Below are 18,771 nucleotides of genomic sequence, written 5' to 3' on the forward strand. Positions count from 1 at the left end.
GCTACACCTCGGAGATCCGCCGGCCCGCCTCGTGACACGCCTTGAGCAGCGCCCGCACGTATCCCGGCGAGGCCCCCGCCAGCCCGCAGGCCGGCGTCAGCACCACCTGCTGCGGCAGCAGCGCCGGCTTGAAGCCGAGCCGCCCCCACAGCTTCTGCACCCGTTCCGCGATCTGCTTCGACTCCGGGCGGCGGCCGGCCACCGGCCGGGTCGGCGCGGCACCGATGAACAGGCCCAGACCGGCCTCGATCGCCTCACCCAGCGGGTCCAGGTCCTTGATCAGCGAGAGGTCGAAGGCCACCGCGGTCGCCGAGGCGTCCCGGAACACCTGCAGCGGCAGGTCCGGCGCGCAGCAGTGCAGCACCACCGGGGCGCCCACCGCCTCGACCACGGTGCGCAGGTGGGTAGCGGCGTCCGGGCCGTCCACCGCCCGGTACGCGCTGAGCCCGCTCTCGGTCGGCACGTGCCCGGCCAGCACGGCGGGCAGTGACGGCTCGTCCAGTTGGAGCAGCACTGTCGCGCCGGGCAGCCGCTTGCGAACGTCGGCGACGTGCCGCCGCAGCCCTTCGGCGAGGGAGCCGGTCAGGTCCCGGACGGCGCCCGGGTCACGCAGCATCCGGCCGCCGATCGGCAACTCCAGGTTCGCGGCCAGGGTCCACGGGCCGGCCGCCTGGACCTTGACGGTGCCGGTGAACCGGTCGGCCTGCTCGGTGAGCTGGTCCAGGTCCCGTTCCAGCAGGTCGAACGTACGCCTCAGGTCCTTGCCGGGCCGTCCGGCGATCTGCCAGCGGCCGGCGTAGATCTGCACCGGCAGGTCGATCAGGAAACCCGCGCCACGGCCGATCAGGTCCGCGCCCGCGCCGCGTTCCGGCAGCTCCGGGAGGTGCGGCAGCTCGGGCAGCTCACCGAGGACGACCCGCTGGGCCTCGGCGATGTCCTCGCCGGGCAGCGAGCCGATCCCGGTGGCCGCGCCGGACGGCCACGGGAAGTCAGGCATGAGCCGACGCCCGGATGCCCGCCGTGATGGTCGCCGAGCCGAGCACGATGTCACCGCCGGGGTCGGGCCGATAGGCGACGATGGCCTGACCGGCGGCGACACCACGAGCCGGCGACTTCAGCGTGGCGACGAACTCCGACGAGGTGACGGCAACCGAGGCCGGGACCACCTCGCCGTGTGCCCGCAACTGCACCTCGCAGTCCACCGTGGCCGACGTCTCGTGCCAGATCGGGCGGGCGGCGGTGACCGTGTCGACCTCGAGGTCCTCACGCGGCCCGACCGTCACGGTGTTCGTCACCGGAGTGATCGACAGCACGTACCGCGGCCGGCCGTCGGGTGCGGGCACCCGCAGGTCAAGGCCCTTGCGCTGGCCGATCGTGTAGCCGTACGCGCCGTTGTGGGTGCCCAGCTTCGTCCCGGTGCGGCCGTCGACGATGTCGCCCGGGGCCGCGCCGAGCCGCTTCTCCAGGAAGCCCCGGGTGTCGCCGTCGGCGATGAAGCAGATGTCGTGCGAGTCGGGCTTGTCCGCCACGGCGAGACCGCGCTCGGCGGCCTCCTCGCGGACCCGCTCCTTGGTCGAGTCGCCGAGCGGGAACACCGCCCGGTCCAGTTGCGCGCGGGTCAGCACGGCCAGTACGTACGATTGATCCTTGGCCATGTCGACGCTGCGCCGCAGCAGACCGTCGGCGCCGAGCCGGGCATGGTGTCCGGTGACCACGGCGTCGAAGCCGAGCGCGACCGCGCGGTCCAGCACCGCCTCGAACTTGATCTTCTCGTTGCAGCGCAGGCAGGGGTTCGGCGTGCGGCCGGCGGCATACTCGTCGACGAAGTCGTCGACGACGCTCGCGTGGAACTCGTCGGCCATGTCCCAGACGTAGAACGGGATGCCGATCACGTCGGCGGCCCGCCGGGCGTCCCGGGAATCCTCCAGCGTGCAGCAGCCCCGCGCGCCGGTCCGATAGGTCTGTGGATTACGCGCCAGCGCCAGGTGCACACCGGTGACGTCGTGCCCGGCATCCTTGGCGCGGGCCGCGGCGACCGCGGAGTCGACACCGCCGGACATGGCCGCAAGAACTCGCATGACCGAAGCCTATCTGGGTGTCTTCCACGCACCGGCCCGGCGGGCGCGCTCGACCGCGCCGGGCAGTGCCGCCAGCAGCGCGTCCAGGTCGGCCTCGGTGCTGTCGTGGCCGAGCGAGAACCGCAGCGAGGACCGGGCCCGGGCGTCGTCCGCACCCATCGCCAGCAGCACGTGGCTGGGCTGCGCCACCCCCGCTGAGCAGGCCGAACCCGTCGAGCAGTAGATCCCCTGGGCGTCCAGGAGCAGCAGCAGCGCGTCACCCTCGCAGCCGGGGAAGGAGAAGTGCGCGTTGCCGGGCAGACGGTGTTCCGGGTCACCGTTGCCGATCGCGTCCGGGATCGCCGCCAGCACCCGCCGGACCAGCTCGTCGCGCAGCGCCGCGACCCGGTCCGCGTATTCCAGGCGGGCCCGCACGGTCGTCTCGACGGCGGCCGCGAACGCCACCACGCCCGGGGTGTCGAGCGTCCCGGACCGCACGTCGCGCTCCTGGCCACCGCCGTGCAGCAGCGGCGTGCAGCTCACGTCCCGGCCCAGCACCAGCGCACCGACACCGACCGGCCCGCCCAGCTTGTGCCCGGTCAGGGTGAGCGCGGACACGCCGCTCTCCGCGAAGTCCACCGGCACCTGTCCGACCGCCTGCACCGCGTCGGTGTGGAACGGGATGCCCGCCCGCGCCGCGATCGCCGCGAGCTCCGCGACCGGCTGCACCGTGCCGACCTCGTTGTTCGCCCACTGCACGCTGACCACCGCGATCTGCTCGCCGTGCCGCCGCACCAGCTCGGCGAACCCGTCCGGGTCCACCCGCCCGGCACCGTCCACCGGCAGCAGCGTCACCTCGGCGCCCTCGTGCGTGCCCAGCCAGTCGACCGCGTCCAGCACCGCGTGATGCTCCACCGCCGAGGCCACCACTCGCACCCGGCCGGCATCGGCGTCCCGCCGCGCCCAGAAGATCCCCTTGGTGGCCAGGTTGTCCGCCTCGGTCCCGCCACCCGTGAAGATCACCTCGGACGGCCGCGCTCCGATCACCGCCGCGATCCGCTCCCGTGACTCCTCGACCAGCCGGCGCGCGCCGCGCCCGGCCGCGTGCAGGGAGGACGGATTGCCGATCCCCCGCGCCGCGGCCACGTAGGCGTCCAGCGCGACGGGGAGCATCGGCGTGGTCGCCGCATGATCGAGGTAGGCCATTTTTCCCACTCTAGAACCTGTTCCCCGGAAGACCCCGCGCCAGTCGGAACGGTCTCACTCACTCACGCCGGGAACCATTCAAAATCACATTCACAAGAACGATGTCGTGCGTCCGCCGGGGTACAGATCGCCGCTCCCGCCGGGACCCCTGCGGGCTTCGCAGGGCGCCGGCGCGCCCAGAACGCGAACCCCTCCGGGGCGACGTCCGCGGGTGGTCACGGAAACCCCAGGTCACACCCCCGCCGCCGAAACACCGGTCTCCACCGTCCACAGTTGTCCACAGCCCCCCACCACCCCCACGCCCCTCCCCGCCACACTGTTTGCGGGGGAGCCCCCAGGGAGGGCGGGATACCGGGTTGCGCGCTGCGGGGGCTGCGGGGCTGCAGCTGCGAGCAGCAGCGGACATCACGCCCGAAAGCCCGCCGGCACCGAACCGCGTCGAACCCGGCTGGCGATGAGGGCTCCTTCAACCGCCGGGAGACAACCCTGAGCACCAGCCGACATCGGCCGGCTGGCGGTGAGGGTTGCCTCGAAGGGCTTGAGACAACCCTGAGCACCAGCCGGACACCGGGCGACGCGCCACGGCCGTGAGCGACAACGGACATCGCGGCCCAAGACCCACCAGCCCTGAACCGCGTCGAGCCCAGCTGGCGATGAGGGCCCCTTCAACCGCCGGGAGAGGATCCTCGGGAGAGGACCGACCGACGGCGGGGCGCTGCGTGGGGACTTTCGGCGCGCTGCGCACCACAACTCCACACACAGCAGAGCGAAAGCACGAGCGTGGGGACTTCGGCGCGCTGCGCACCACAACTCCACACGCAGCGGGGGTGAAGCTTGCGTGGGGACTTTCGGCGCGCTGCGTGGGCGCGGCTTTGCGGGCGTGAGGGGCTGCCTACCGGAAGGGGACGCTCCAGCCCGGATGCTGCGTCGCGGTCCGGGCGGGCCGGCTACGTCGCGTGGAGCCCCGGGACGTGGCCGCTGCGGTTGTGGAGGGGTAGGTCGTACCCCCGGGAAAAACTCGCGGCCCGGCGGAAGACCGCCGGGCCGTGAGCGAAAACGGTCCTACTTGCGCTTGCGGATCTCCTCGGCGGCCTGCGGGACCACCTTGAAGAGGTCGCCGACCACGCCGAAGTCGGCGAGTTCGAAGATCGGCGCCTCGGCGTCCTTGTTGACCGCGACGATGGTCTTCGAGGTCTGCATGCCGGCCCGGTGCTGGATCGCGCCGGAGATGCCCAGTGCGAGGTAGAGCTGCGGGGACACCGTCTTGCCGGTCTGGCCGACCTGGAACTGGTGCGGGTAGTAACCGGAGTCGACAGCGGCCCGGGACGCGCCGACGGCGCCGCCGAGCAGGTCGGCGAGCTCCTCGACCAGCTTGAAGTTGTCGGCGTTGCCGATACCGCGGCCGCCGGAGACGACGATCCCGGCCTCGGTGAGCTCGGGGCGCGAGCCCTTCTGCTCGGCGACCCGCTCGACGACCTTGGCCAGCTTGTCGGTGTCGGACACCGCGATGGTCAGCTGCTCGACCGCGGGGGTGGCCGCGGCCGGGACCGGGGTGGTCGAGTTCGGGCGGATCGTGACGATCGGCAGGCCCTTGGTGACCTTGGACTTGACGATCGTGGAACCGGCGAAGACCACCTGGGTCGCGGTGCCGTCGGCGGCCACGTCGACCGCGTCGGTCAGCAGGCCGTTGTCCAGCTTGATCGCCAGACGGGCGGCGATCTCCTTGCCCTCCTGGGTGGAGCCGAGCAGCACGGCGGCCGGCTGCACGCTCTTGACCAGCTCGGCGATCACGGTGGCCTTCGGGGCCACCAGGTAACCGTCGACCTCGTCGCCCTCGGCGGCGTAGATCTTCTCGGCGCCGAACTCGCCCAGCTTCGCGGCGAACGCGGCGGCCGCGCCGGCGCCACCGAGCACCACCGCGGACGGTGAGCCCAGCGTGCGGGCGATGGTCAGCATCTCGAGCGTGACCTTCTTGACGCCGGCGGCCTGCGAGGCCTCGACGACGACCAGTACCTCAGCCATGTCTCTAATCCTCCGGCTCAGACGAACTTCTCGGTGGCGAGGTACGCGACGAGCTCTCCGCCGCCGTTGCCCTCGTCGATGACCTTCGCGCCGCCGTTGCGGGCCGGGCGCTTCGCGAACTCCAGCACCTGGCTCGACGCGCCGGCGAAACCGACCTCGTCGGCGGCCACACCCAGGTCACCCAGGGTCAGGCTCTGCAGCGGCTTCTTCTTCGCGGCCATGATGCCCTTGAACGACGGGTACCGCGGCTCGTTGATGGTGTCCCAGACGCTGACGATGGCCGGCGTGGAGGCGGTGACCACCTCGTAGCCCTCGTCGGTCTGCCGCTCGATGGTCAGCTGCGAGCCGTCCACGGTCAGCTTGCGGGCACCGGTCAGCGCGGCCACACCCAGGCGCTCGGCCAGCATGTGCGGGACGACCTGGACCCGGCCGTCGGTGGACTCCGCGCCACACAGGATCAGGTCGGCGTTCAGCTGCCCGAGGGCCGCGGCGAGCACCTTGGAGGTGGCCACCGCGCAGGAGCCGTGCAGGGCGTCGTCCTGCACGTGGACGGCCTTGTCGGGGCCCATCGAGAGCGCCTTGCGGATCGAGTCGGTCGCACCGGCCGGGCCGACCGTGAGCACGGTCACCTCGCCGCCGTGCGCTTCCTTGATCTTCAACGCTTCCTCGATGGCGTATTCGTCCATCTCGTTGATGACGTTGCTCGCCGAGCCACGCTCGACGGTGTTGTCGCTCGCGCTCAGGGTGCGCTCGGCACCGGAGTCGGGCACCTGCTTCACCAGTACGACGATGTTCATCGCGCTACTACGACCCTCCTGTTTTGAACGCACCGTTGCGGTCGACCCAGTCCGCCGGACGGATTCGCTCGTGTTCGGCCGGCACCAGCCGCGGACATGTCGGCAAGGTTACCCGCCAGTAGCTTTGCTATTACCGGCCACCCAGAGTGACACACCTCACCCATCACGCGATCTCGATCGCTAGCATGGCCACGAGGAGGTGTCATGACATGTCCGGTCAAAATGCAACACTGTTGGACGGGGTGAACCTGCCCGGTCCCCATCCTCTCGCACGCCGCGCGGATGCGGAGCCGCAGTCCCATGGCCGATCCGGCCCGGACTCGCCGTGGTGCCGCTGCGGACGCCCGCGGGAGGCCTGCGTCAGTGACGAAGTCCGCAGTCTCTGGCACCACCTTCTTGACCCGATGGGTCAATAATCGGCCAGGTGTACGCCGTCCTGCGCCAGTGGTTCGACCCGGAGAGCGCCCACACCGAGGGGACCACCCCGGACTACCGGTTCTCGCTGGCCAACGAGCGGACGTTCCTGGCCTGGATCCGCACCGGGCTCGCGCTGATCGCCGGCGGGCTGGCCTGTGCCCAGTTCCTGCCGCCGCTGCCGATCGCCAAGCTCCGCGAGGTGATCGCCGTCTCCCTGCTGGTGCTCGGCGGACTGGTGGCCCTGCGTGCTGTTGATCACTGGGCCCGGGCCGAACGCGCCATGCGGCTCGGTGTCGACCTGCCCCGCTCCCGGTTCCCGGCGCTGCTCGCCATCGTGGTCGCGCTCGGCGCGCTGGTGCTGGTGATCACCGTGCTGGTCCGGGTGTTCAGCTGATGCGGGATCCGGGCGCCTCCGCGGAGCGCACCCGGCTGGCCTGGCGGCGCACCGGGATGTCCGCGGCCGTGGTCGCGCTGCTCGCCGCCCGCCCGGCGTTCCATCCCAGCGCCGGGCCGGCCGAGTGGCTGCTGGCCGGTGCCGCGATGGCCGGCTGGGCGGCCCTGGCGGCCATCGCCGTGCAGCGATCGCCCGGGCTGCGGGTCCGCCCGCCGAGGCCCGCGGGACGGTCGATCGGGGCCTATGCGGTGATCACGGCGGCCATCGCGGTCATCGGCGGGCTGGTTGTCATGCTCTGATCGTCGCCGGACGAGCTTCGACGGGGCATCATTGCCCCATGGTCCGGTTGTTCATCTTCTTGGCCGCGGTCGCGCTCGTCCTGCTGATCCTCGGGCTCATCGCCTGTCTGGCGGCGGAACGGGTCCGCGCCATGCCGCGGGTTCTCTGGGTGCTGGTCGTGGTGTTCATCCCACTGGCCGGCCCGATCGCCTATTTCCTGTGGGGCCGGCCGGTGAGCCCGGCGGCCCAGCGGCGGGCCACCCGTCCGTCCTCCCCCGACGACGACCCGGATTTCCTGCGCACCGTGGACAACGAGCAGTCCCGGCGCGACCGGGAACTGCTCGCCCAGTGGGAACGCGAGCTGCATCAGGACGACGAACCCTAGGCGCGGTCAGCGCAGACCGGGCTGGCCCAGCCCGGTCTGGTCCAGCCCGGGTCAGCTCAGCCCGGGTCAGCCCAGGTTGAGCAGGTTCGCAATTTCCTTCACGACGTTGTAGGCGTCCTGCTGCCACGTGTTGGGGCTGTTGTATCCGAACGCCACGACCAGAGCGACGATCGGCACGCAGAGCATCGTCAGCAGGCTGAGCAGCACCTGGAAGAACCGCAGCACCCGGCTCTTCTTGCGCCGTTTCGGTGCCGCCTGCGGCTGCCACTGCTGGACCGGCTGCTGCTGCGGTCGCTGCTGCGGCTGCTTTGCCGGTTTGGCCTGCTTCGACTTCTTCTGCTGCTTCTGCTGCGGGACGCTCGGCGGGCGCTGCGGGGCCACCACGGCCCGGCCGGAGACCGGTCCGGAGGCCGGGTGACCGGGCGACGGCGAGACCGGGCGGGACTGCGCCGGGGCCGCGGAGACCGGGCGGGCGTGCGCCACCACCGGCTGGGCGGGCCGGTTCCCGGCCGCTTTCGGCTTTTCCCGTACGGAGGCCTGGTTCGGTGTCCGCCCCTCGTGCTCGGGCGGCCGGGTCGCGACGGTGGCGTCCGGGTCGGGACGCCAGTGCAGCGGCTCGGCGTCCGGCCAGGGGTCGACCGCCGGGCGCAGATGGGCGGGCACAACGAGTTCCGGGCGGATCTCGGTCTCCCGGTTGTCCACGGTGGCCGGGATGTCCCGCGCGGTCTTCGTCGTTCCCGACGTCCTGGGCGCGGCCTGCGTGGGCGTGGCCACCGGGGTGCGTGTCGGGGTCTGCGGTGCGACCTGCGTCGCGGTCGCCTCCGGCCGGGTCTCCACGGCGGTGGGCGGGTTCTCCGCGGCGACCGCGGCACCCGGGCGGCGTTGCGGCAGACCGCCCGCGGCGGCGGCAGCGGCGGCTTCGACCTCCGCCTCGACGGCGGCCGGCACCGGGACCGTCAGCGCCGACCCGGCGGCCTCCGGGATCGAGGTGACCGCGACCGGCTGGGTCTGTGCCGGCGCCGACGGGTCGAGGGCCGGCAGGTCCGGCGTGGACACCGCGGTCGGCGGCATCCCCGGCTCGGCCTCGACCGGCCCGCCGAACTCCGGCATGCTCTGCGACGGCAGCCGCATCTCGGCGGTCGGCCCGGGCGCGGCCGGCTCGGAGGCCAGCAGTGCCGCTCCGGCCAGGATGCTGCCCTCGGCCACCACCAGCTCCGGCTGCTCGATCACCACCGGCGGCTCGCCCAGCTCGCGGTGCAGCAACGTGGCCACCAGCGGGATCCGGCTCGCCCCGCCGACCAGGAACACCCCGGCCAGCCGGCCCTCGGCCAGCTCGGCGAACGTCAGCAGGTTGCGGGTGATCCGGACGGTCTGCTCCAGCACCGGGCGGGCGACCTGCTCCAACTCCTCCCGGGTCAGGTGCACCTCGGTGTCCAGCAGCGGCACCACGAAGTCGGCGGACTGGGCGCGGGACAGTCGCTCCTTGGCGATCCGCACGTCGTCCCAGAGCTGCCGGCGGGCCCGGCGCTCCTCGATCGTGGACGGCTCCAGCAGCCGTTGCCAGGCGTCGGTCTGCAGGTGCTCGACGAGCGCCGCGTCCACGTCCAGGCCGCCCAGGTCGTCGCGCCCGTCGACGGCGAGCACCTCGAAACCGGTGGCGGTCCGGGAGACCAGGCTGGTGTCGAACGTGCCGGCGCCGAAGTCGTGCACCATCAGCACCGAGCCGATCGGCACCTCCCGGCCCAGCACCTCGGCGAAGTAGGTGGCCGCGGCGACCGGTTCGGCGACCAGCCGGGCGCCGGACAGGCCGGCCCGGGCGGCGGCCTCGGCGAGCAGGGTCCGCCGCGCGGCGCCCCAGCTGGCCGGGCAGGTCAGGGTGGTCTCCGGACGGTACGGACCGACCGCCCGGTGCCACTCCTCGACGACCCGGGCCAGCACCGCGGTGATCAGGTCGACGACACTGAACTCGCGCTCGCCGAGCAGCACCAGGCCGTCGTCGACGCGGCGTTTCGGGTTCGGCTCGAAGCGGGCCGGGTCGAGCCGGGCGCTGTGCACCGCGTCCCGGCCGACCAGCAGGTTCCCCTCCGCGTCGGCGAACACGGCGGAGGGCAGCAACGGGGAGCCGTCGACCAGGATCGGCCGTACCCGCCCGTCGGGCCACCGCGCGACGGCGACGGTGTTGGAGGTGCCGAAGTCGATGCCGAGGGCGACTTTCGGACCACCCTGGTCGATGGACATGAGCGCAGTCTAAGCGGTGCCTGTGTGGCGTGGATGAAGCCGCCGCCGTCCGATGAACGTCGGTGACGCTTCTCCGGCGGAAGCGGTGACGCCTTTCACCCGATCGTCGCCGGCGACGCTCCGATGAGTGCTGTTTCGACGCCGGTCCGTGACGGGTATTGGCTACATTGGTTCCCCTGGGGAGGACAGATGACCACGTACTACCGGGACCCCGAAGTACTGATCACCTCGTCCGGCGTGCACATGAACGGGCGCCAGTTCCGGCTGTCCGACCTGATCCAGGTCTGGCACACCCGGGGCGCCCGATCCTGGTCGGTGATCGCCAAGCGTGGCGCGCTGGGCCTGACCATCCTGCTGCCGCTGCTGCTCGGCGCGCTGGCCATCGGGGTGGCGCTGCTGGTGCACGCGAGCACGCCGCATACGATCGCGCTCGTGATCGGCGGGGTGCTGGTCGGGCTGGCCGTGGTTCCGGTCGCCGATCTGGTGCTGGAGCGGGTCGACAGGTCGTACGACTCGGGGAGCCGCACCATGGAGATCTGGGGACGGGTGAGCGCCGGCCGCGTGCTGCTGCTGCGTACCACCGACGCGCAGCGGTTCGGGCGGATCTACCGCGCGCTCGAGCGGGCGCTGGAGCCGGCGGTGCGGCCGTGAAGAAGGACGCCGCCGGGCTGGTCACCCTGCTCGCCACGAGCGGGGTGCTGCACTTCGTCGCGCCCAAGCCGTTCGACGCGATCGTGCCGAGGTCGCTGCCGGGTTCCGCGCGGACGTGGACGTACGTCAGCGGGGTCGCCGAGCTGGCGGTCGCCGCGGCGATCGCGCACCCCCGGACCCGGAAGGCCGGCGGGCTGGCCGCGGCCGCGCTGTTCGCGGCGGTCTTCCCGGCGAACGTCAAGATGGCCTGGGACTGGCGGCACGCGTCGCCGGTCAAGCGGGCCGTCGCGTTCGGCCGGCTGCCCGCGCAGGCTCCGCTGATCGCCTGGGCGCTGCGCGTCTCCCGCTGAAGTCTGTTGATTTCGCCTGAAAGGCCGGGCGGAATTCGGCACGATCAAGGCACCATGAGAGCCACGCGGATACGCCCCACCGGAGTCGAACGTGCCTTCGGCGACCACGAGATGATCGTCACCAAGACCGACACCCGTGGCGTGATCACGTACGTCAACGACGTCTTCGTCCGGGTCTCCGCGCTGTCCGAGTGTGACGCGGTCGGCCAGCCGCACAGCGTGATCCGGCACCCGGACATGCCCCGCGCGGTGTTCAAGCTGCTCTGGGACACGCTCGGCGAGCAGCGGGAGATCTTCGCGTACGTGCAGAACCTGGCCACCGACGGCGCGCACTACTGGGTGCTGGCCCACGTCACGCCGTCGTACGACCTGGGCGGCCGGGTGGTCGGCTACCACTCGAACCGCCGGCACCCGACGCCCGGTGCGGTCACCGCGGTGAGCGCCCTGTACACGAAGATCCGGGCCGCCGAGTCCCGGGAGAGCCACACCCCGGACGCGGTCACGGCCGGCTACCGGGCGCTGCAAGACACGCTGAACGAGCACGGCATGACGTACGACGAGCTGGTCTGGTCGCTCACCAACGGATCCGGCCGGTGAGGCGGCGGCCTCCCCCGGTCGCGGCGCCGGACCCCGCGCTGCCGGCGATCACCGAGACCTGCCGGCGGATGGCGGCCGGCGACTTCGAGGCGCGGCTCGCCCCGATCGGCGACTCCGAGGCCGCGGTCGCCGCCCGGTCCGCGGTGAACAACCTGCTGGACCGGATCGACGCGTTCGCCCGGGAGGCCGGCGCCGCCTCCGCCGCGGCCGCCGAGGGCCGCTTCTACCGGCGGTTCCTGACCACCGGGCTGCAGGGCACGTTCCGGTCGTCGGCCGAGCAGATCAACGACTCGGTGACCGCGATGCGCCGCAACGCCGACAAGATCGCCGAGGCCACCCGGGCCCGGCTGTCCCTGGCCGACGCGCTGGAGTCCACCGTGCTGACCGTTTCCGAGCAGGTGGCGACGGCGGCGACCGAGATGGGCGCGTCGGCGAACGGGCTGGCCAGCTTCGCCCGGGGCGCGGTCAGCGACGCCGAGCGCGGGCTGGACACGGTCACGTCACTGCGCAGCGCGTCCGAGGAGATCCGGAACGCGGTCGACCTGATCAACCAGGTGGCCTCGCAGACCCGGTTGCTGGCGCTGAACGCGACGATCGAGGCGGCCCGGGCCGGCGAGGCGGGGCTCGGCTTCAGCGTGGTCGCCAACGAGGTGAAGACCCTCGCGAACGAGACCAGCGCGTCCAGCGAGGAGATCATGGGGCAGGTCAACACGGTGCAGCAGGCGGCCGCCGACGCGGTCGGCGTACTGGAGGCGGTCACCCACAGCTTCCGCGAGATCAACAACCTGATCGACGGGATCGCGGTCGCGGTGGACGGCGGCGGCGCGGCCGGGACCACCGGCCTGTCCCAGCTGGCCGAGGTCCTGCGCGCCGAGGTCACCCGCTTCCTCGCGACCGCCCGCCAGGAATGACGCCTCAGCCCTCGAAGAGGGCTTCGATCTCCGCACGGTCCGGCAGTGCGTTGCTTGCGCCAATTTTTCGTACGGAAGCAGCGCCGGCCGCGTTCGCCCAGCGCACCGCGTCGAGCAGGTCACGCCCCTCGGCCCAGGCGACCGCGAGCGCGCCGGTGAACGCGTCACCGGCGGCCGTGGTGTCGGCCACCTCGACCGCGAACGCCGGCACCTGCACGTCCTGGCCGTCCCGGTCGGCGTAGCGGGAACCGGCACCGCTGAGCGTCAGCACCACCCGGGGCACCAGGGCGAGCAGCGCGGCCATGTCGGACGCGTCCTCGCCGCCGGTGATCGCGCGGGCCTCGGTCTCGTTCACCACCAGCAGGTCGACCTGCTCGAGCAGGCCGGGCGGCAGCTCCATGGCGGGCGCGGCGTTGAGCACGGTCCGGGTCCCGGCAGCGCGGGCCGCGGTCAGCGCCTCGGCCACCGTCGCCAGCGGGATCTCCTGCTGGCACAGCAGCACGTCGGCGTCCGCAATGCAGGCGCGCTCCTCGTCGCTGAGGCCGAGGAACGTCCGGTTGGCGCCCGGGCTGACCAGGATCGCGTTCTCACCGGCCCGGTCCACCATGATCACGGCGACGCCGGACGGTCCGTAGCTGGTCCGCAGGTGGGTGGTGTCCACCCCGGTGGCGGCGAGCCGCGAACCCAGGGTGACCCCGAACGAGTCCGAGCCGATCGCACCCAGGAACGTGGTCGCGCCACCCGCCCGGGCGGCGGCGATCGCCTGGTTGGCGCCCTTGCCGCCGGGGGTCATCACGAAGTCGTCGCCGAGCACGGTCTCCCCCGGCCGGGGCAGCCGCGGGGCCAGCCCGACCAGGTCCATGTTCGCGCTGCCGACGACGACCACCTTCGGTACGGCCACGTCAGCCCGCTCGCGCCGTGTAACGATCGCCGAACCGGTCGACGACCAGCGGCAGCCCGAACGTCTTCGACAGGTGCTCGGCGGTCATCACCTCACCGAGCCGGCCGGCCGCCACCACGTTGCCCTCGCGCAGCAGCAGTCCGTGGGTGAAGCCCGGCGGGATCTCCTCGACGTGGTGGGTGACCAGCACCATGGCCGGCGCGTCCGGGTCGAGGGCCAGCTCGGTCAGGTGGCCGATCAGCACCTCCCGGCCGCCCAGGTCGAGACCGGCGGTCGGCTCGTCGAGCAGCATCAGCTCGGGGTCGGTCATCAGCGCACGGGCGATCTGGGTGCGCTTGCGCTCGCCCTCGGAGAGGGTGCCGAACTCGCGGTCCACGAAGCCGCTCATGCCCAGCTGCTCGAGCAGCTGCCGGGCGCGGGCGACGTCCTGCGGGTCGTACTCCTCGCGCCAGCGGCCGACCACCGACCAGGCGGCGGTGACCACCACGTCGATGACCTTCTCGTCCGGCGGGATCCGGTCGGCCAGCCGGCCGGTGGTGATCCCGACCCGGGTGCGCAGCTCGGTGATGTCGGTGCGGCCCAGGCGCTCACCCAGCACCCACGCCTGACCGCGGGTCGGATGCAGCCGACCGGACGCGATGTTGAGCAGGGTGGTCTTGCCGGCGCCGTTCGGGCCCAGCACCACCCATCGCTCATCCAGCTCGACCTGCCAGGACAGGCTGTTGATCAGTGGATTCCCGCCGCGGACCACGGTGACGCGGTCGAACGCGATGACGGTGTCCTCGTCGGGCGGAACGGTTACGGCAGCCTCAGGCACGCCGTCCATCCAACCACGTGGACGCGGCGGATCCGTACGGCGTGCCGGTCGTTACACCCGTCAGTCCGTCGTCGAGCCGAAGACCTCGTCGCGGACCGCGTCCAGGGCGGTGCGCAGCGCGCCGTGCAGCACCGGGTCGGTGGCCACCCCGGTCACCACGACCTTCGGCGAGACCAGCGTTATCGCGGCGACCTCGCGTTCCACCCGCTCGGCCAGCGCCGGCCCGCCGGCCCGGCCCACGTCACCGGCCAGCACCACCAGCGGCGGGTCCAGCACCAGGCAGATGGCGGCGACACCGAGCGCGAGACGCCGGGCCAGCTCGTCCAGGACCGGCTCACCGGCCGTACCGGCGGCGACCGCGGCCCGGACCACGTCGGCGGCCTCGGCGCCGCGGAACCCGTGCTGCTTGCCGACCGCCTTGACCGCCTCGGCCGCGGCCAGGGTCTGGAAGGCGCCCTTCACCCCGCGCTTCGAGGCGTTGTGCGGCACGTCCGCGCCACCGACCGGCAGGTAGCCGATCTCACCGGCGGCGCCGGTCGCCCCCTGGTGCAGGCGGCCGTCGATGACGCTGGCCAGACCGATGCCCCGGCCGATCCAGACCAGCGCGAAGTCGGTCACCCCGGTCGCCGCACCGGTGCTCGACTCGGCGATCGCGGCCATGTTCACGTCGTTGCCGAACACCACCGGGGTGCTCAGGTCCCGGCGCAGGTCGGCGAGCAGGCCGCGGTGCCAGCGGGGCAGGTCCCAGGCGAACGAGATCTCACCGGACTGCGGGTCGACGAGGCCGGGGGTGCCGAGCACGACACGGCGTACCGAAGTGATGTCGGTCCCGGCGTCGCTCGCGGCCTGGACCACCGCCTGGTGCACCACGCCGACCGGGTCGTCGGTGTCCTTGGTGCTCAGCTCGGCCCGCCCGATCACCGCGCCGGTGATGTCGGCGCAGGCGGCGATCACGGTGTCCGGGCCGACGTCCACGCCGATCACGTGGGCGCTGCCCGGTGTCACCGAGTAGAGCTGGGCGTTCGGGCCGCGGCCACCGGCCTGCTCACCGACCCGGCGGACCAGGCCGCGCTCCTCGAGACGTTCCACCAGTTGCGAGGCGGTGACCTTGCTGAGGCCGGTCAGCTCGCCGAGCTGGGCCCTGGTCAGGGGACCCCGGGTCAGCAGCAGGTCCAGCGCGGCGCGGTCGTTGAGGGCGCGCAGCAACCGGGGCGTGCCCGGAAGGCGAGTGGCGGCCATGACTCGATCCCCTAATACTAAAGATTCTTTCCTGTTACAGTGTCGGCGCTCAACACGCAGCCGCAGCGTAACGGTCGGCAATGTTGCCCGTCCGTACGGTGGCTATCGACTCCGAGCGATCATGGCAGCTCGCGGCCCCTGGTGGCCAGAGCCTCGTCACCGGAAGGACACCATGGCCATCGACCCCGGGCTGCGCCGGCTCGCCCTGCGCACCCTGCTCGCCGCTTTCCCCGGGCCGTCCGCGCCGGGCTGGGCGCTGGACCTGCTCGCCGACGGCCTGGCCGGGCACACCCTGTTCGGCACGAACGTCGTCGATCCCGCACAGCTCGCCGCGCTGACCGCGAAACTGCGCTCGGCCCGCCCGGACGCGCTGATCGCGATCGACGAGGAGGGTGGCGACGTCACCCGGTTGGGTCACCGCCGCGGCAGCGCGCACCCCGGGAACGCCGCCCTCGGCGCGGTCGACGACCCGGATCTCACCCGCCGGGTGTACGCCGCGATCGGCGCCGACCTGGCCGCGGCCGGCGTCAACCTGAACCTGGCGCCGACCGTCGACGTGAACACCGCCGCCGAGAACCCGATCATCGGGACCCGCTCGTTCGGCTCGGACCCCGCCCTGGTGGCGCGGCACACCGGCGCCGCGGTGACCGGCCTGCAGTCGGCCGGGGTCGCGGCGTGCGCCAAGCACTTCCCCGGCCACGGCGCGACGGTCACCGACTCGCACCTGGAGTTGCCGACCGTGGACGCGCCCCTCGACCTGCTGCGCACCCGCGACCTGCCCCCGTTCGCGGCGGCGGTCCAGGCCGGGACCCGCGCGATGATGAGCGCGCACATCCGGGTGCCGGAGCTGACCGGCGACGGCCCGGCGACGTTCAGCCGCGCCGCCCTGCAGGGCGTGCTGCGCGACGAGTACGGTTTCCGCGGCGTGATCGTCACCGACGCGCTGGAGATGCGCGGGGCGGCCGGCGCGGCGGGCGGGATCCCGCAGGCCGCGGTGCTGGCCCTGGCGGCCGGCGCCGACCTGCTGTGCATCGGCGCCCTGGTGGACCGGGACCTGGTGCTCGCGGTCGCCGACGAGGTGGCGGCAGCGGTCCGGGACGGTCGGCTGGCGCTGGAGCGGCTGGAGGAGGCCGCGGAACGCAACGCGGAGCTGGCCTCGTGGGCGGCGCTGTCCCGGGTCACCCGGGCGGGCGCTGCCGCACCCCTCGCCGCGGCACCTCTCGCCGCTGCGCCTCTCGCCGCCGCGCCTCTCGCCGCTGCGGCTGCGGCTGCGGTGCTGCCGGGTGTTCCGGCAGTTGCCGGGGCGGCTATCGCCGCGGCTCTTCCCGGCGTGCCGGCGGTGGCCGGCTCGGACCGTGCCGAGGCCGCTCTCACCTCTGCTGAGCTAGGGATCGTCGCCGCGCGGCGGGCGCTGCTGGTCGAGGGTGACCCGGCCGCGGTGACCGGGCCGCTGGTGGTCCAGCTGATCAGCGGGTTCTCGATCGCCGAGGGCAAGGTGCCGTGGGGGTTGCGCCCGTTCCTCGACGGGGTCGAGCAGGTCGACGCCGTCGCCTCGGAGATCACCGCGGACGAGCTGATCGCCCGGGCCGCCGGTAGGCCGATCGTGCTGGTCGGCCGCCGGGTGCATCAGGCCGCGGCGAGCCGCGCGCTGGCCGAGAAGCTGTCCGCGGCCTGGCCGACCGCGATCGTCGAGATGGGCTGGCCCTCACCCTGGCGCCCGGACGGCGCGCGGGCCTTCCTGGTCACCCACGGCGCGAGCCGGGCCAGCGCCCGGGTCGCCGCCGAGGCCCTCGGCTTGATCACCCAACGTTACGCCGACGCACCGTGACGCTCCGTATCTAGTATCCGAAAAAAAGGACTACCGACGGATAAATACACTCATCCGAACGGCCAAAGCCTACGCTCAGCACTTCCTCGTCGGAGCGTGAGTCACGTAGCGTCATGTCCGCAGGTGGATCTGGGGAGTTCGCGGGATCGCCTCGGGACAAGTGCGCCCCGCGACGCTAGGGGTGAGCCGGGCACGGCGGACTTCGGGAGCAGTCCACCGCCGCCCGGCTCACCTGCGCCACTTTCTTACGTCCATCTGCCCGCGGTGCCGCCACCCGCGGAGCACCGCAACCCCAGCGTGTGAAGTTTCGGCGCGCACCGCACCCAAACTCCCCACGCAGCGCCCCCAACCACCCAACGTGTGAAATTGCGGCGCGCACCGCGCCCAAACTCCCCACCCAGCCGGTGAGCGACGCGCACCTGAGCCGCTTCTTGCGCCGCGCTGCTCCCCGCACCCCGCTCCAGCGCCCGTTTCTTGCGGTCGCCGCTGCACGAGGAGCGGTCGGTGCCGTGCGTTCTTCCGCAGTGGGTTTTCCACAGTTCGCGGTTGTCCACAGGGGTCGGGGCAGACTCTCGCCACGCGCAGAAGAGTGCTGGGCATGCGACAACTCGACGAGATCAGCCGACGCCAACGCGGGGTGGTGACCCGGCAGCAGGCGCTGAAGGCCGGCATCAGTTCGGACGTTCTGCGCGGCCGGGTGATGACCGGACGCTGGCAGCGGCTGATGCCCGCTACCTACGCGACTTTCCCCGGCCGGCCGCCACCCGCCGCCCTGCGCTGGGCCGCCGTCCTCCACGCCGGCACCGGAGCGATGCTCTGTCACCGTTCCGCGGCGGAGGAGGCCGGGCTGATCTTGGAGGAGGCCGCACAGGAAGCCGGGACGCTGACGATGGGCTGCCGGCGCGGCCCGGTCCACGTGCTCATCCCGGAGAGACGGCGGATCCGCCCGGTGCCCGGCATCGTGGTGCACCGTTCCCGGCACGCCTCGATCCGGCGCCATCCACGGCGGCGCCCGCCGCAGACCCGGCTGGAGGAGACCGTCCTCGACCTGGCCTCGACCGCGGCCGACGTGGAGGAGGCGATGCACTGGATCACGGTCGCCTGCGCCCGGCGGCTCACCACACCGGATCTGATCGCCGAGGCCCTGACCCGCCGCTCCCGGATGGCCCGGCGAGAAGCGGTGACCACCCTGCTGGCGCACGCCACCACCGGCCACACACCGGCGCTGCCCGATTGGCCGGCACCCTGAACCCCCGCGGCCCACCACCCCCGGCCGGCCCGCCGTGCCCGCGCGGCCCACCACCACCGGCCGGGCCGCCGTGCCCGCGCGAGCAAGCACCACCGGCCGGGCCTCCGTGCCCGCGCGAGGCCAGCACCACGAGCCGGACCGCCGAGTCTCACCACGAGTCGGCCGTCCCCGCGCTGTCCCGCCGTGGCGCATCCCCCTGCCAGGCGCCACGGCTCGTTCCGCGAGACCAGGAAAGGAGCGAGCAGAACTGCCGGCGGCAACCGGCAGGCCCGGCATCCGTGCGCCGGGCAGCAACCCGGGATCGGGACATCCCGGGCGGTCGGCCGGGGCGCAAGCCCCGGCCGACCTCAAAGCCCCGGCCGACCTCAAAGCCCCGGCCGACCTCAAAGCCCCGGCCACCGACGAGCGGCTCCGATCGCCGCCGAGAGGATCA

At 72.8% G+C, this 18,771-nt stretch carries 18 protein-coding genes; 9 read left to right on the forward strand and 9 right to left on the reverse strand.

Annotation, left to right across the window (positions count from 1 at the left end; all coding sequences use genetic code 11):
* Window position 1 precedes the first annotated feature (1 nt).
* The 5 genes from ADL15_RS06520 to ADL15_RS06540 form a co-directional block, all read right to left on the reverse strand.
* Complete coding sequence (locus ADL15_RS06520) at window positions 2-997, reverse strand: methionine synthase (RefSeq protein WP_067685719.1); 996 nt, start codon at window positions 995-997, stop codon at window positions 2-4.
* Window positions 990-2,078 carry a tRNA 2-thiouridine(34) synthase MnmA gene (mnmA, locus tag ADL15_RS06525; protein ID WP_067685720.1) on the reverse strand — a complete coding sequence of 363 codons (1,089 nt, stop codon included), beginning with the start codon at window positions 2,076-2,078 and terminating at the stop codon, window positions 990-992. The genes ADL15_RS06520 and mnmA overlap by 8 nt, the downstream gene beginning before the upstream one ends.
* 9 nt (window positions 2,079-2,087) lie before the next feature.
* The gene (locus ADL15_RS06530) at window positions 2,088-3,263 is read right to left on the reverse strand and encodes a cysteine desulfurase family protein (RefSeq protein ID WP_067685721.1); all 1,176 of its coding nucleotides are present in this window, start codon (window positions 3,261-3,263) and stop codon (window positions 2,088-2,090) included.
* A gap of 1,062 nt (window positions 3,264-4,325) precedes the next feature.
* Complete coding sequence (locus tag ADL15_RS06535; protein WP_067685722.1) at window positions 4,326-5,285, reverse strand: electron transfer flavoprotein subunit alpha/FixB family protein; 960 nt, start codon at window positions 5,283-5,285, stop codon at window positions 4,326-4,328.
* Between the two features lie 17 nt (window positions 5,286-5,302).
* Window positions 5,303-6,082: an electron transfer flavoprotein subunit beta/FixA family protein gene (locus ADL15_RS06540; protein ID WP_067685724.1), complete on the reverse strand. Its 780-nt coding sequence runs from the start codon at window positions 6,080-6,082 to the stop codon at window positions 5,303-5,305.
* 424 nt (window positions 6,083-6,506) lie between these two features.
* Here ADL15_RS06540 and ADL15_RS06545 point away from each other — a divergent pair, with 424 nt between their 5' ends.
* The 3 genes from ADL15_RS06545 to ADL15_RS06555 are packed head-to-tail and all read left to right on the forward strand — an operon-like array spanning window position 6,507 to window position 7,557.
* On the forward strand, window positions 6,507-6,893 hold the full coding sequence (locus tag ADL15_RS06545; protein ID WP_067685726.1) for a YidH family protein: 387 nt from the start codon (window positions 6,507-6,509) through the stop codon (window positions 6,891-6,893).
* Window positions 6,893-7,192, forward strand: coding sequence for a DUF202 domain-containing protein (locus tag ADL15_RS06550; protein ID WP_067685729.1), 300 nt, complete (start codon window positions 6,893-6,895; stop codon window positions 7,190-7,192). Before ADL15_RS06545 ends, ADL15_RS06550 begins: the two co-directional genes overlap by 1 nt.
* 38 nt (window positions 7,193-7,230) lie before the next feature.
* Window positions 7,231-7,557, forward strand: coding sequence for a PLD nuclease N-terminal domain-containing protein (locus ADL15_RS06555; RefSeq protein WP_067685731.1), 327 nt, complete (start codon window positions 7,231-7,233; stop codon window positions 7,555-7,557).
* Between the two features lie 66 nt (window positions 7,558-7,623).
* Here the strand turns inward: ADL15_RS06555 and ADL15_RS55060 are convergent, their stop codons facing one another.
* Window positions 7,624-9,795: an Hsp70 family protein gene (locus tag ADL15_RS55060; RefSeq protein WP_232343931.1), complete on the reverse strand. Its 2,172-nt coding sequence runs from the start codon at window positions 9,793-9,795 to the stop codon at window positions 7,624-7,626.
* Window positions 9,796-9,984: 189 nt separating this feature from the next.
* Between ADL15_RS55060 and ADL15_RS06565 the strand changes: the two genes are divergently transcribed.
* Genes ADL15_RS06565 through ADL15_RS06580 form a run of 4 tightly spaced genes read left to right on the forward strand, consistent with a single transcriptional unit; the run spans window position 9,985 to window position 12,304 of the window.
* Window positions 9,985-10,446, forward strand: coding sequence for a DUF6232 family protein (locus tag ADL15_RS06565; protein WP_067685733.1), 462 nt, complete (start codon window positions 9,985-9,987; stop codon window positions 10,444-10,446).
* Window positions 10,443-10,796 (forward strand): DoxX family protein, encoded by a 354-nt coding sequence (locus ADL15_RS06570; protein ID WP_067685735.1) that lies wholly within the window; start codon window positions 10,443-10,445, stop codon window positions 10,794-10,796. Before ADL15_RS06565 ends, ADL15_RS06570 begins: the two co-directional genes overlap by 4 nt.
* A 54-nt stretch (window positions 10,797-10,850) precedes the next feature.
* Entirely contained in the window at window positions 10,851-11,393 is a 543-nt protein-coding gene (locus ADL15_RS06575; protein WP_067685736.1) for a PAS domain-containing protein, read from the forward strand.
* On the forward strand, window positions 11,390-12,304 hold the full coding sequence (locus tag ADL15_RS06580; protein ID WP_067685738.1) for a methyl-accepting chemotaxis protein: 915 nt from the start codon (window positions 11,390-11,392) through the stop codon (window positions 12,302-12,304). The genes ADL15_RS06575 and ADL15_RS06580 overlap by 4 nt, the downstream gene beginning before the upstream one ends.
* Before the next feature lie 4 nt (window positions 12,305-12,308).
* Here the strand turns inward: ADL15_RS06580 and ADL15_RS06585 are convergent, their stop codons facing one another.
* Genes ADL15_RS06585 through ADL15_RS06595 form a run of 3 tightly spaced genes read right to left on the reverse strand, consistent with a single transcriptional unit; the run spans window position 12,309 to window position 15,261 of the window.
* Window positions 12,309-13,205, reverse strand: coding sequence for a ribokinase (locus ADL15_RS06585; RefSeq protein WP_083970965.1), 897 nt, complete (start codon window positions 13,203-13,205; stop codon window positions 12,309-12,311).
* A 1-nt stretch (window position 13,206) separates the two neighbouring features.
* Window positions 13,207-14,031 carry an ABC transporter ATP-binding protein gene (locus ADL15_RS06590; RefSeq protein WP_067685739.1) on the reverse strand — a complete coding sequence of 275 codons (825 nt, stop codon included), beginning with the start codon at window positions 14,029-14,031 and terminating at the stop codon, window positions 13,207-13,209.
* Between the two features lie 51 nt (window positions 14,032-14,082).
* Window positions 14,083-15,261 carry an ROK family transcriptional regulator gene (locus ADL15_RS06595; RefSeq protein WP_067685740.1) on the reverse strand — a complete coding sequence of 393 codons (1,179 nt, stop codon included), beginning with the start codon at window positions 15,259-15,261 and terminating at the stop codon, window positions 14,083-14,085.
* Window positions 15,262-15,433: 172 nt separating this feature from the next.
* Between ADL15_RS06595 and ADL15_RS06600 the strand changes: the two genes are divergently transcribed.
* Entirely contained in the window at window positions 15,434-17,089 is a 1,656-nt protein-coding gene (locus ADL15_RS06600) for a glycoside hydrolase family 3 N-terminal domain-containing protein (RefSeq protein ID WP_067685742.1), read from the forward strand.
* Window positions 17,090-17,687: 598 nt separating this feature from the next.
* Window positions 17,688-18,338 carry a hypothetical protein gene (locus ADL15_RS06605; protein WP_157441200.1) on the forward strand — a complete coding sequence of 217 codons (651 nt, stop codon included), beginning with the start codon at window positions 17,688-17,690 and terminating at the stop codon, window positions 18,336-18,338.
* Window positions 18,339-18,771 lie beyond the last annotated feature (433 nt).

The sequence above is a fragment of the Actinoplanes awajinensis subsp. mycoplanecinus genome, assembly GCF_001509495.1.
Taxonomy (GTDB): Bacteria; Actinomycetota; Actinomycetes; order Mycobacteriales; family Micromonosporaceae; genus Actinoplanes; species Actinoplanes palleronii.

What these genes read in the sequence shown, in the direction of transcription:
- ADL15_RS06600 (WP_067685742.1), top strand. Translation starts at nt 15,434, where the DNA reads ATGGCCATCGACCCCGGGCTGCGCCGGCTCGCCCTGCGCACCCTGCTC.
- ADL15_RS06535 (WP_067685722.1), bottom strand. Translation starts at nt 5,285, where the DNA reads ATGGCTGAGGTACTGGTCGTCGTCGAGGCCTCGCAGGCCGCCGGCGTC.
- ADL15_RS55060 (WP_232343931.1), bottom strand. Translation starts at nt 9,795, where the DNA reads ATGTCCATCGACCAGGGTGGTCCGAAAGTCGCCCTCGGCATCGACTTC.
- ADL15_RS06540 (WP_067685724.1), bottom strand. Translation starts at nt 6,082, where the DNA reads ATGAACATCGTCGTACTGGTGAAGCAGGTGCCCGACTCCGGTGCCGAG.
- ADL15_RS06590 (WP_067685739.1), bottom strand. Translation starts at nt 14,031, where the DNA reads ATGGACGGCGTGCCTGAGGCTGCCGTAACCGTTCCGCCCGACGAGGAC.
- ADL15_RS06555 (WP_067685731.1), top strand. Translation starts at nt 7,231, where the DNA reads ATGGTCCGGTTGTTCATCTTCTTGGCCGCGGTCGCGCTCGTCCTGCTG.
- ADL15_RS06595 (WP_067685740.1), bottom strand. Translation starts at nt 15,261, where the DNA reads ATGGCCGCCACTCGCCTTCCGGGCACGCCCCGGTTGCTGCGCGCCCTC.
- ADL15_RS06565 (WP_067685733.1), top strand. Translation starts at nt 9,985, where the DNA reads ATGACCACGTACTACCGGGACCCCGAAGTACTGATCACCTCGTCCGGC.
- ADL15_RS06520 (WP_067685719.1), bottom strand. Translation starts at nt 997, where the DNA reads ATGCCTGACTTCCCGTGGCCGTCCGGCGCGGCCACCGGGATCGGCTCG.
- ADL15_RS06575 (WP_067685736.1), top strand. Translation starts at nt 10,851, where the DNA reads ATGAGAGCCACGCGGATACGCCCCACCGGAGTCGAACGTGCCTTCGGC.
- mnmA (WP_067685720.1), bottom strand. Translation starts at nt 2,078, where the DNA reads ATGCGAGTTCTTGCGGCCATGTCCGGCGGTGTCGACTCCGCGGTCGCC.
- ADL15_RS06605 (WP_157441200.1), top strand. Translation starts at nt 17,688, where the DNA reads ATGCGACAACTCGACGAGATCAGCCGACGCCAACGCGGGGTGGTGACC.
- ADL15_RS06530 (WP_067685721.1), bottom strand. Translation starts at nt 3,263, where the DNA reads ATGGCCTACCTCGATCATGCGGCGACCACGCCGATGCTCCCCGTCGCG.
- ADL15_RS06550 (WP_067685729.1), top strand. Translation starts at nt 6,893, where the DNA reads ATGCGGGATCCGGGCGCCTCCGCGGAGCGCACCCGGCTGGCCTGGCGG.